Source organism: Variovorax sp. P1_H2 (genome assembly GCF_056405295.1).
The window spans coordinates 1-11,490 of the sequence record NZ_JBFUCJ010000162.1; the positions used below are offsets into that span (position 1 = coordinate 1).

Annotated in this window: 11 protein-coding genes; 6 read left to right on the forward strand and 5 right to left on the reverse strand. The window is 66.8% G+C overall.

The window, feature by feature from the left end:
* On the forward strand, positions 1-1,543 hold a 1,543-nt coding region (gene lpdA, locus AC1D2E_RS32560; RefSeq protein ID WP_478201230.1), incomplete at its 5' end, for a dihydrolipoyl dehydrogenase.
* Between the two features lie 73 nt (positions 1,544-1,616).
* On the opposite strand, the gene AC1D2E_RS32565 is transcribed toward lpdA, so the two are convergent.
* Positions 1,617-2,174, reverse strand: a complete 558-nt coding sequence (locus AC1D2E_RS32565; protein ID WP_478201231.1) for a C40 family peptidase — start codon at positions 2,172-2,174, stop codon at positions 1,617-1,619.
* A 272-nt stretch (positions 2,175-2,446) separates the two neighbouring features.
* Here AC1D2E_RS32565 and AC1D2E_RS32570 point away from each other — a divergent pair, with 272 nt between their 5' ends.
* Positions 2,447-3,526, forward strand: a complete 1,080-nt coding sequence (locus tag AC1D2E_RS32570) for a PQQ-dependent sugar dehydrogenase (RefSeq protein WP_478201240.1) — start codon at positions 2,447-2,449, stop codon at positions 3,524-3,526.
* Between the two features lie 229 nt (positions 3,527-3,755).
* Positions 3,756-4,355, forward strand: a complete 600-nt coding sequence (locus AC1D2E_RS32575) for an isochorismatase family protein (protein ID WP_478201232.1) — start codon at positions 3,756-3,758, stop codon at positions 4,353-4,355.
* A 40-nt stretch (positions 4,356-4,395) separates the two neighbouring features.
* Here the strand turns inward: AC1D2E_RS32575 and AC1D2E_RS32580 are convergent, their stop codons facing one another.
* The 4 genes from AC1D2E_RS32580 to ku form a co-directional block, all read right to left on the reverse strand.
* The gene (locus AC1D2E_RS32580) at positions 4,396-4,815 is read right to left on the reverse strand and encodes a hypothetical protein (RefSeq protein WP_478201233.1); all 420 of its coding nucleotides are present in this window, start codon (positions 4,813-4,815) and stop codon (positions 4,396-4,398) included.
* A 73-nt stretch (positions 4,816-4,888) separates the two neighbouring features.
* Positions 4,889-5,449 carry a GAF domain-containing protein gene (locus AC1D2E_RS32585; protein WP_478201234.1) on the reverse strand — a complete coding sequence of 187 codons (561 nt, stop codon included), beginning with the start codon at positions 5,447-5,449 and terminating at the stop codon, positions 4,889-4,891.
* A gap of 157 nt (positions 5,450-5,606) precedes the next feature.
* Positions 5,607-6,446 (reverse strand): tetratricopeptide repeat protein, encoded by an 840-nt coding sequence (locus tag AC1D2E_RS32590; RefSeq protein ID WP_478201235.1) that lies wholly within the window; start codon positions 6,444-6,446, stop codon positions 5,607-5,609.
* Positions 6,443-7,351: a non-homologous end joining protein Ku gene (gene ku, locus AC1D2E_RS32595; protein WP_478201236.1), complete on the reverse strand. Its 909-nt coding sequence runs from the start codon at positions 7,349-7,351 to the stop codon at positions 6,443-6,445. The genes AC1D2E_RS32590 and ku overlap by 4 nt, the downstream gene beginning before the upstream one ends.
* A gap of 236 nt (positions 7,352-7,587) precedes the next feature.
* Here ku and AC1D2E_RS32600 point away from each other — a divergent pair, with 236 nt between their 5' ends.
* From AC1D2E_RS32600 to AC1D2E_RS32610, 3 genes are all read left to right on the forward strand, one after another.
* A complete protein-coding gene (locus tag AC1D2E_RS32600; RefSeq protein WP_478201237.1) occupies positions 7,588-7,800 on the forward strand; it encodes a hypothetical protein in 213 nt (70 codons plus the stop codon).
* 280 nt (positions 7,801-8,080) lie between these two features.
* Positions 8,081-10,963 carry a 2-oxoglutarate dehydrogenase E1 component gene (locus AC1D2E_RS32605; protein WP_478201238.1) on the forward strand — a complete coding sequence of 961 codons (2,883 nt, stop codon included), beginning with the start codon at positions 8,081-8,083 and terminating at the stop codon, positions 10,961-10,963.
* Between the two features lie 53 nt (positions 10,964-11,016).
* Positions 11,017-11,490 (forward strand): biotin/lipoyl-containing protein (locus AC1D2E_RS32610; RefSeq protein WP_478201239.1); only part of this gene is annotated, 474 nt, incomplete at its 3' end.

Below are 11,490 nucleotides of genomic sequence, written 5' to 3' on the forward strand. Positions count from 1 at the left end.
CGCGGCCGGCCCGGCCCCAGCCCCGAAGCAGGCTCCGGCAGCGGCGACGCCGGCGCCGGCCGCCGCATCGAGCTACACCGGCGCGGTCGACCTCGACTGCGACCTGCTGGTGCTCGGCGCCGGCCCGGGCGGCTATTCGGCCGCCTTCCGCGCGGCCGACCTCGGCCTCAAGGTGATCCTGGTCGAGCGCTATGCGACGCTCGGCGGTGTCTGCCTCAACGTCGGCTGCATCCCGTCCAAGGCGCTGCTGCACGTCGCCGCGGTGATCGACGAGGTCAAGCACTTCGCCGACCTGGGCGTCAGCTACGGCGAGCCCGCGATCGACCGTGCCAAGCTGCTCGGCCGCAAGAACAAGGTGGTCGGCAAGCTGACCGGCGGACTCGCCGCGATGGCCAAGATGCGCAAGGTGACGACGGTGCGCGGCATCGGCGAATTCATCGACCCGTTCCATGTCAAGGTGCAGGAAACCAGCGGCGACGGCCAGGCTACCACGGGCAAGTCGCAGACGGTCAAGTTCCGCCATTGCGTGATCGCGGCCGGTTCGCAGGCCGTGCACCTGCCGTTCATGCCCAACGATCCGCGGGTGGTCGATTCCACCGGCGCCCTCGAGCTCGGCATCGAACCGAAGCGCATGCTGATCCTCGGCGGCGGCATCATCGGGCTCGAGATGGGTTCGGTCTATTCGACGCTGGGCGCGCGGCTCGACGTGGTCGAAATGCTCGACGGCCTGATGCAGGGCGCCGACCGCGACCTGGTCAAGGTCTGGCAGAAGCTCAACGCCCCGCGCTTCGACAACATCATGCTGAAGACCAAGACGGTCGGGGCGGAAGCCACCAAGGACGGCATCCGCGTGACCTTCGAGGGCGAGCAGGCGCCCAAGGAGCCGCAACTGTACGACCTGGTGCTGCAGGCCGTGGGCCGCAGCCCGAACGGCAAGAAGATCGGCGCCGAGAAGGCCGGCATCAACGTCAGCGACCGCGGCTTCATCCCGGTCGACATCCAGATGCGGACCAACGTGGCGCACATCTTCGCGGTCGGCGACATCGTCGGCCAGCCGATGCTGGAGCACAAGGCGGTGCACGAGGCGCATGTGGCGGCCGAAGTGATCGCCGGCGAGCAGAAGGGCGACAAGGAACTCGCCAGCGCGGCCTTCAATGCGCGCGTGATCCCGAGCGTGGCCTACACCGATCCCGAGGTGGCCTGGGTCGGCCTGACCGAAGACCAGGCCAAGGCCGAGGGCGTGAAGATCGAGAAGGGCCTGTTCCCCTGGACGGCTTCGGGCCGGGCGATCGCCAACGGCCGCGACGAAGGCTTCACCAAGCTGCTGTTCGACGCCGAGACGCACCGCATCGTCGGCGGCGGCATCGTCGGCACGCATGCCGGCGACATGATCGGCGAGATCGCGCTGGCGATCGAGATGGGCGCCGATGCCTACGACATCGGCAAGACCATCCATCCGCATCCGACGCTGGGCGAGAGCATCGGCCTGGCCGCCGAGGCGGTCCATGGCCACTGCACGGACCTGCCGCCCGTGAAGCGCTGAGCTGCCGGTTGCTGCGGCCACAAAAAATCCCGCCTGGAGCGGGATTTTTTGTGGCCGGCGCGGCGCGGGGATGTCAGTCGCCCGAGGCCTTGATCTCGTCCTGGGCCGCCGTGACGCGGCGCGCGCCGCTGAATCGGCGCTGCCAGTAGCTGCCGCTCATGTCCTCGACCCRGACCTGGGCGCCGGGCTTGGGCGAATGGATGAACTTGCCTTCGCCGACGTAGATGCCGACATGGCTGAAGGCGCGGCGCATGGTGTTGAAGAACACGAGGTCGCCGGGCTTGAGTTCGCTGCGGTCGATCTTCTGGGTTGCGGCGGCCTGTTCCTCCGCGCGGCGTGGCAACAGATGGCCCACCGTCTGCGTGTACATCGCGCGGACGAAGCCGCTGCAGTCGAAACCAGTCTCGACCGTGTTGCCGCCGCGGCGGTAGGGCACGCCCAGGAAACCAATGGCGGTGACCACGAGATCGGAGGTGCGGTCGACGACGGTCTGGCGAACTTGCTGGAACTGGCTCATCAGTCCCTTGTCGACGACCAGCGCTTCGGCGTGGTCATCGGCCCGGTCCAGCTGCGGAGCGGCGTGTGCGGCAAAGGCGAGCAGCAGGCTGGCGGTGAGGAGTAAAAGTCGCATGGCGCGTAGGATATGGACGACACCTCAGGGTGTCAATTTCATGCGGATTCGGGATTTTGCATGTAAACGATTGTCGGGAAAAGGATTTTTTCCTTTTCTCACATACCCAAATGTAAAAGTCACCGTTATGGCTGATAAGTGCTTTGCTCGATGTAATGCAAAAGATTTGCAATTCGGGTTGAAATGGCGATGGCCCAGGGTTCACCGTTTCGAAGGAAAACATGAAAGCACTGCCGCACCGGACGAAGCGCAGGAGGGCATTCCGTCTCCTGATGGCGGCCGTGGCGGCCATCGGCGTCGCCCACGCCGCGCCGCGAGCCGAAGTCGTCGCCTTCGGCCTCGAGAACCCCTGGGGCGTGGCTTTTCTTCCGGACGGTCGCTTCCTCGTGACCGAGAGGCCGGGGCGCCTGAGGGTCATCGGTGCCGATGGCAAGCTCGGCGCGCCGGTGGCGGGGCTGCCGCCGATCGCGGCCGGCGGACAGGGCGGCCTGCTCGATGTGCAGGTCGATTCCGCCTTCGGCCGCAACCGCACGCTGTACTTCTGTTTTTCCGAGCCCGAGGCCGGTGGCGCGGCCAACGGCACGGCGCTGGCGCGGGCCCGGCTGTCCGCTGACGACAGCCGGCTCGAGGATCTCGCGGTGATCTTCAGCCAGCGCCCGAAGGTGGCGAGCCGCAACCATTTCGGCTGCCGCATCGTCGAGGCGAAGGACGGGACGCTGTTCCTCACGCTGGGCGACCGCTTCAGCCGCAAGGAAGACGCCCAGAAGCTCGACAACCACCTGGGCAAGATCGTGCGCATCGGCAAGGACGGATCGGTCCCTGCAGACAATCCCTTCGTCGGCAAGGCGGGCGCGCTGCCGGAGATCTGGAGCTATGGCCACCGCAATGGCCAGGGCGCCACGCTGGGGCCCGACGGCAAGCTCTGGATGCACGAGCACGGGCCGCAGGGCGGCGACGAGATCAACATCCCGGAGGCCGGCCGCAACCATGGCTGGCCGGTGATCACCTATGGCGAGAACTACGGCGGCGGCAAGATCGGCGAGGGCCTCACGCAGAAGGAAGGCATGGTGCAGCCGATGCACTACTGGGTGCCTTCGATCGCGCCCTCCGGCATGGCCTTCCTGACCAGCGACCGCTATGGCCCGGCCTGGAAGGGCAATCTCTTCGTCGGTTCGCTGAAGTTCGGCTACCTCGACCGGATCGAACTCAGGGACGGCAAGGTCGCGGCCGAGCACAGGCTGCTCGACGACGGCAAGGCGCGCATTCGCGATGTCAGGCAGGGGCCCGATGGCTTGCTGTACGTTCTGACCGACGAATCCAACGGCAAGCTGATCCGCTTGCTGCCCGACTGAGGGGCCCCCACGCGCGTCACTTCGTGTACTCGCTGCCCCCCAAGGGGGCGCAGGCCGGCTCGGGGCGGCCCGGCGCCCCGACTGAGGGGCCCCCACGCTCGTCACTTCGTGTACTCGCTGCCCCCCAAGGGGGCGCAGGCCGGCTTGGGGCGGCCCGGCGCCGGCCTGAGCCGCATCCGATCGGTGGTACGGTTTGGCCTCACACCGCATTTCCCGAAAGACTCATTCCATGCTGCTCGACGCTTCGCAATCCCAACTGGTTCTGGTCGACTATCAGGTGCGCCTGATGCCGGCGATCTTCGAGGCCGAGGCCGTCGTGAAGAACGCGGTCCGGCTCGGCGAGATGGCCCGGCTGGTGGACGTTCCGGTCTTCGGCACCGAGCAGAACCCGTCGAAGCTCGGCGAGAACCTGCCCGACATTCGCGCCCTGTGCCAGCGCACGCTCGCCAAGATGCATTTCAGCGGCGCCGAGGAGGGCCTGGGCGAGTGGTTGCGGGCGCCTGCGAAGGCGCCGCAGGGCAACGCGCGCAGCCTGCCCAAGCACCTGCAGAAGCCGGCTGCGGCCGAGCAGCGCAACACCGTCGTGATCGCCGGCTGCGAGGCCCACGTGTGCCTGCTGCAGACGGCGCTCGATCTGCTCGAGGACGAGTTCGAGGTCTGGGTCGTGACCGACGCCTGCAGTTCGCGGACCGAGCGCAATCGCGATGCAGCTTTCGACCGGCTGGCCGGTGCGGGCGCCGAGCTCGTGACCACCGAGATGGTCGGCTTCGAATGGTTGCGCACGGCCGAGCATCCGCGCTTCAGGGACCTGCAGGCCCTGATCCGCTAGCCTGCCGGTCGGCGCAGTCGCGCAGGCGCCGGCCGCGGCATCAGGGCGGTGCGTCGCGCCGCGGACGCCGGAGGCGCTTGAGATAGGCCTCGCGGACGATCAGCGCCATGGTCTCGACCGGCGTGAAGACGAGCGATGCGCCGCCGAGGACGGCCGAGGCGAAGTCGCCGAACTGGAAGATCGCCGGTGGGCCGTCCAGGGCCAGGAAGCGGCCGATGACGAAGGCATGCAACAGGAAGAGCAGGACGTTGGTCGCCATCACCGTCTTCAGCAGCCGGCTGTTGAACATCGAGGAGCAGATGCCGGCCTGCGCGGTGGAAGCGGCGAGCATCGACATGCCCATCGGGTAGCCCATCGCATAGCCTTGGAGCGCCAGTGCGGCCAGCAGCAGCGAGACGGCCGCGAGCATCGCCGACTTGCGGCGCACCGAGACGATGGCGGCGGAACGATGGGGATTCACTGGCGCCAGTCTGGGCGAGTGGTGCGCGATTGTGAATCCGCCATAAGGTGGATGGCCGCGGGAGGCGGCGGCGTCAGTGCGCCGCGAGCAGCGGCTCCACGTTTCGCCCCTCGGCCTGGGCAATGAGGCGGGCCGTGGCATTGGCCGCCATTTCCAGCCGCCGGACGTCGCGCTCGTCGAGATGAGGGCAGGCCTCGAAGCTGAATCCGCACAGCATGCCGTACAGCGTGCCATCCGAGAAGCGGACCGGCACGCCGATGTGGCCGCCGAGCGCTTCGTAGTAGAGGGGCAGTCCGTGCGCCGCGCGGACGCTGGCGACGTCGTGCACCAGCGAGGGCATCCGGCCATCGACGATGCGCTGGCAGATGGTTTCGTCCAGGGGGTGGAACTCGCCCGGCTTGATGACCGCGTCTTCGGTTCTCGACGAGATGTGACGGAACACCCGGCTGCCGTTGATGAACTCGCCGATGAAGACCACCTCCAGCTTGAGCTGCTCGCGCACCACACGCAGCAGGCTGCCGATCGAGACTTCGATCATCCCGCAGTCGCGCAGGTCGGCATTCGCCGTGACGGTGGCGAGTTGGGTCGCCCAATCGGCCGCTGCTTCGGGCCCGGTCTCGAGGATGGTCTTCATGGAGGAAGGATTTTGCCGGCAGGATGGCGCCTTTCGGCGCTTGTTCCAAGCTGAATCGAGTCTTTACGTGTCACTGAGTCGGGTTCCGGCAACAGCTCGTGGGCGGATGTCCGCAAAAGTTCTCGTTCCGCGCATGCGAAAAAAATGCCGGTCGTGTTCATTTACCTTGAAGGCGCCGGTAGGCGCTGAAATGGCGAATGGCCTGCTTCGGGTTGCCGAGGTGGTCGTGCAGCCTTGCCGCATTGAAGTGGGCGTCGCCGATGGCGGGATCGATCGTGAGGCAGCGGTCGTAGGCCAGCAGCGCTTCGCGATAGCGCGCGAGATCTTCCAGCGCCACCGCACGGTTGAAATGCAGCAGGGCCTCATCGGGGCAGTGCCCGAGGGCTGCATCGTAGAGCGCCACGGCCTCCGCGCAGCGTCCCGATTCGCACAGCAGCGCACCGAGGTTCAGATAGCCGTCGGCGTGCGCGGGTTCGACTTCGAGCAGCCTGGCATAGAGGCGCTCGGCTGCGCCGGGGTCGCTGGCCTCGAGGGCCTCGGCCTGCGCGAACAGGGCACCGGCCTGTAGGGGGGCGGCCGGCTCGCCGATCGGTTCGCGCTCGACGAAGGACACGTTGCCGCGCACCGCCGCGACGTCGAAATCCATCAGCAGCTGGCCCGACTCCGCCTCCCATCGGCTGTCGCGATCGTGCACGGCGATCTCGCTGCCGATCGCCGTGATCCGCAGTCCGCTGAGCGGCAATTCGGCCGGCAGCGTGGCCTTGAGGCGTTGCAGCGCGCGCACGATCTTGCGGGTCGGAATGTGAGCCTGCTGCAGCTTGTGGGCGGTGCGCAGCAGGACGACGTCGCGAAACGAGAAGCGGTATTCGTTTCTCGGTCCCCGCGAGGGGCTGACGAAGCCGTGGGCGATCAGCCGCGAGACCGCGCTGCGCGACAGGCCCAGCATGTCCTGGATGCCGCGCAGCGTGTGCGGTGCCTCCGGCGACGGCGCGTTCACTTCCTGGATCGCGTGCGCGCCGGGGCCGCGACCTCGGGGCTCTTCGCGCTGGCCCGCTTCGCGCCCTTGCGCTCCTTCGAGGCCAGCGGCGTGACCTTCTCGGCGGGAGAGCGCGCCGTGCGCTGCCCGCCGCGGGCCAGGCTGGCACGCAGCATTTCGGTGAGGTCGATGATCTGGCCGCCCGGCTCGGATTCGCGTTCCTCGGCGGCGACAACCTGCTTGCCGGCGATCTTGGCGTCGATCGCGGCCAGGATGCGCTGCTTCTCCTCGTCGAGGTACTGCGTCGGGTCGTAGCTTTCCTGGGCGATCTGGTCGATGAGCTGAAGCGCCAGCTGGACCTCCGCGTCCGAAGGCTCGACCTGCTCGATCTCGAGTTCCTTCAGCGATCGCACCTCGTCGGCGTAGAGCAACTGCTGCAGCACGAGGCCATCTTCGGCTGCCCGCACCTGCACGACGTACTGCTTGCCTTTCCAGGCCCATCTCGCGAGGGCGCAGCGGCCGCTCTTGCGCATCGCGGCGCGCAACAGCGAATAGGCCTTCGCGCCGCGCTTGTCCGGGGTGAGAAAGTAGGCCTTGTCGTAGTAGATCGGGTCGACCGCCTGCTCGGGGATGAAGCTCACGATCTCGATCGCGTGGCTCGCGCTTTCTTCCAGTGACTTCAGTTCCTCGGCGGTGAAGAGCACGTAACGGTCCTTCTCGAACTCGTAGCCCTTGACCATCTCGGCGCGCGGCACGACCGTCGTCGGATCCTTCTCCGACACGTATTGCTGCTTGACGCGGGAGCCGTCCCTGGCGAGCAGGTTGAACCTGACCGTGCCGCTGCTCTCGGTAGCGGAATAGAGCTTGACCGGAATGGACACCAGACCGAATCCCAGGGACAGGGACGCGATCGAACGAGCTGCCATGCCTACCTCCAAGGACGGGGCGATGCCCCCAGGGTGCGCAGGATGCCACTTTCCGAGGGCTTCGAACAGAGGGGGCCGTCGCGGCCTTGTCGCTGGGCTGGGCCCCGATACCCTGATTTTCATGGCGCCAGCGTGAAATCCGACCGGCTGCAAGCCACCGCATGCTCCGGATGGCCTATGTCCTTGACGCGACCAAACTTGCAGACTCGCGTCACAACGCAACGAGGAGGTCAATGATGGAAATCGCGCTCTGGCTCTGGATAGGCATCGGCGTCGGCACCGCGGTGATGGCGGTCGCCTGGCTGCTGGTGATGCCGCTGTGCCGGAACTCGAAGCTGCTGAACGAGMGGATGGCGGACCAGTCGACGCGCTCGGCCGAACTGGTGAAGGAATGCTCGGCCACGCCGGCTCGCGGCACGTCCTTGGGCCGCTTGTCGACGATTCGCTGAGCCGTCATCGCCGCTTCGAAAGAGCGGCAGGCGCTTTGACCCCGGGCGGCCCTGTCGCTGTAAGGGGCAATCACTAAGCAGGTTGCCGACCTGGCAGTCGCGCGCCTGATTCCGGCTTGCGAAAGCGCAGGCGTGCCGCCATATGCCTGGCGTGGCACAATCCTGGGTGTACTCAGGCCCTTCCCCAGCCACAGTCGCATCCGCCAATCGGTCCAGCCGTGTCGCGGAAGGTTTCTTAACCAGCTAGTGCTTCCTTCAGGGAAGCGAAGGTCAGCGGAATATGAGCGATTCCTCGTCGACGGCTTCGTCCGTCTACAGCGCCTACCAAGGCAACACCTACCTCTTCGGCGGCAATGCGCCCTATGTCGAAGAGATGTACGAAAACTACCTCTCCAATCCCGGCAGCGTGCCCGACAACTGGCGTGCGTACTTCGACGCGCTCCAGAACGTGCCTGCCACCGACGGCAGCAACGCCAAGGACGTGCCCCACCTGCCGGTGGTCAACGCCTTCGCCGAGCGCGCCAAGCAGGGCACCACCAGGGTGGTGGTGGCCAGTGGCGCCGACTCCGAGCTCGGCCGCAAGCGCACTGCCGTCCAGCAGCTGATCGCCGCCTACCGCAACGTCGGCGCCCGCTGGGCCGACCTCGACCCGCTCAAGCGCGCCGAGCGCCCGGCGATCCCCGAGCTCGAGCCGTCGTTCTACGGCTTCGCCGACGCCGACCTCGAGACTGTGTTCAACACCAGCAACACCTTCTTCGGCAAGGAGACGATGTCGCTGCGCGATTTGCTGAATGCGCTGCGCGAGACCTACTGCGGCACCATCGGCGTCGAGTACATGTACATGACCGACCAGAGCCAGAAGCGCTGGTGGCAGCAGAAGCTCGAAAGCGCCCGCACCAATCCGAAGCTCTCGGCCGACCAGAAGAAGCGCGTGCTCGAGCGGCTCACCGCCGCCGAGGGCCTCGAGCGCTTCCTGCACACCAAGTACGTCGGCCAGAAGCGCTTCTCGCTCGAAGGCGGCGAAAGCTTCATCGTCGCGATGGACGAGCTGATCAACCAGGCCGGCATCGCGGGCGTGCAGGAAATCGTGATCGGCATGGCCCACCGCGGCCGCCTCAACGTGCTGGTCAATTCGCTCGGCAAGCTGCCGGCCGACCTGTTCGCCGAATTCGACCACACCGCCCCCGAAGACTTGCCCAGCGGCGACGTCAAGTACCACCAGGGCTTCAGCTCGGACGTGACCACGGCCGGCGGCCCGGTCCACCTGAGCCTGGCCTTCAATCCCTCGCACCTCGAGATCGTGAACCCGGTGGTCGAGGGCTCGGTGCGCGCCCGCATGGACCGCCGCGCCGACCCGCTCGGCAAGCAGGTGCTGCCGGTGATCGTGCACGGCGACGCCGCCTTCGCAGGGCAGGGCGTCGTGATGGAAACGCTGGCGCTGGCCGAAACGCGCGGCTACTCCACCGGCGGCACGGTTCACATCGTGATCAACAACCAGATCGGCTTCACCACCAGCGACCCGCGCGACAGCCGCTCGACGCTCTATTGCACCGACATCGTCAAGATGATCGAGGCGCCGGTGCTGCACGTGAACGGCGACGACCCCGAGGCCGTGGTGCTCGCCACGCAATTCGCCCTCGAGTTCCGCATGGAGTTCCAGAAGGACGTGGTGGTCGACATCGTCTGCTTCCGCAAGCTCGGCCACAACGAGCAGGACACGCCCGCGCTCACGCAGCCGCTGATGTACAAGAAGATCGCCCAGCATCCCGGCACGCGCAGGCTGTATGCCGACAAGCTGGGTGCCCAGGGCCTCGGCGCCACGCTCGGCGACGACCTGGTCAAGGCGCAGCGCGCGGCCTTCGATGCTGGCAAGAACACCTCCAACCCGGTGCTGACCAACTTCAAGAGCAAGTACGCGGTCGACTGGAGCCCCTTCCTCAACAAGAAGTGGACCGACGCCGGCGACACCGCGATCCCGACCGCCGAATGGAAGCGGCTGGCCGAGCGCATCACCAGGGCTCCTGGGGGCTTCACGGTGCATCCGCTGGTCAAGAAGGTGCTCGACGACCGTGCCGCGATGGGCCGCGGCGACGTCAATGTCGACTGGGGCATGGGCGAGCACATGGCCTTCGCCTCGTTGGTGGCCAGCGGCTATCCGGTGCGCCTGTCCGGCGAGGACAGCGGCCGCGGCACCTTCACGCACCGCCACGCGGTGCTGCACGACCAGAACCGCGAGAAGTTYGACGAAGGCACCTACGTGCCGCTGCAGAACGTGGCCGACAACCAGGCGCCGTTCGTCGTCATCGACTCGATCCTCTCGGAAGAAGCCGTGCTGGCCTTCGAATACGGCTACGCATCGAACGACCCGAACACGCTGGTGATCTGGGAAGCCCAGTTCGGCGACTTCGTCAACGGCGCGCAGGTCGTGATCGACCAGTTCATCGCCTCGGGCGAGGTCAAGTGGGGCCGCGTCAACGGCATCACGCTGATGCTGCCGCACGGCTACGAAGGCCAGGGCCCGGAGCACAGCTCGGCGCGTCTCGAGCGCTTCATGCAGCTCGCGGCCGACACCAACATGCAAGTGGTGCAGCCGACGACGGCCAGCCAGATCTTCCATGTGCTGCGCCGCCAGATGGTCCGCAACCTGCGCAAGCCGCTGATCATCATGACGCCGAAGTCGCTGCTGCGGAACAAGGACGCGACCTCACCGCTGTCCGAGTTCACCAAGGGCGCCTTCCAGACCGTCATTCCGGACAACAAGGAACTGAAGGCCGAGAAGGTCAAGCGCGTCATTGCCTGCTCCGGCAAGGTCTACTACGACCTGGCGAAGAAGCGCGAGGAGCGGGACAGCGACGACGTGGCGATCATCCGCGTCGAGCAGCTCTATCCGTTCCCGCACAAGGCCTTCGCCGCCGAACTCAAGAAGTACCCGAACCTGGTCGACGTCGTCTGGTCGCAGGACGAGCCGCAGAACCAGGGTGCCTGGTTCTTCGTGCAGCACTACATCCACGAAAACATGCAGGAAGGCCAGAAGCTCGGCTACTCCGGCCGTGCCGCTTCGGCATCGCCGGCGGTCGGCTACTCGCACCTCCACCAGGAACAGCAGAAGGCGCTGGTCGACGGCGCGTTCGGCAAGCTCAAAGGCTTCGTGCTGACCAAGTAACAGGATCGACCTGATCCATCTCCACAAGAAACACGAAGCGAGCAGATTCAAAAATGTCCATCGTAGAAGTCAAAGTCCCCCAGCTGTCCGAGTCCGTGGCCGAAGCCACCATGCTGCAGTGGAAGAAGAAAGCCGGCGACGCCGTCGCCATCGATGAAATCCTGATCGAGATCGAGACCGACAAGGTCGTGCTCGAGGTGCCGGCGCCGGCCGCCGGCGTGCTGGCCGAAATCGTCCAGGGCGATGGCGCCACCGTCGTCGCCGATCAGCTGATCGCCAGGATCGACACCGAAGGCAAGGCCGGCGCGGCCGCGCCCGCAGCGGCTCCGGCCGCGGCGCCGGCGGCAGCACCGGCAGCCGCAGCCGCCGCAGCCGGCGGCTCGAAGTCCGACGTCGCGATGCCGGCCGCAGCCAAGCTGCTGGCCGACAACAAGCTGAGCACCGGCGACGTCGCCGGCACCGGCCGCGACGGCCGCGTGACCAAGGGCGACGTGCTCGGCGCCGTGGCTGCCGGTGCCGCGGCCAAG

What these genes read in the sequence shown, in the direction of transcription:
- AC1D2E_RS32570 (WP_478201240.1), top strand. Translation starts at nt 2,447, where the DNA reads ATGGCGGCCGTGGCGGCCATCGGCGTCGCCCACGCCGCGCCGCGAGCC.
- ku (WP_478201236.1), bottom strand. Translation starts at nt 7,351, where the DNA reads ATGGCAGCTCGTTCGATCGCGTCCCTGTCCCTGGGATTCGGTCTGGTG.
- AC1D2E_RS32585 (WP_478201234.1), bottom strand. Translation starts at nt 5,449, where the DNA reads ATGAAGACCATCCTCGAGACCGGGCCCGAAGCAGCGGCCGATTGGGCG.
- AC1D2E_RS32575 (WP_478201232.1), top strand. Translation starts at nt 3,756, where the DNA reads ATGCTGCTCGACGCTTCGCAATCCCAACTGGTTCTGGTCGACTATCAG.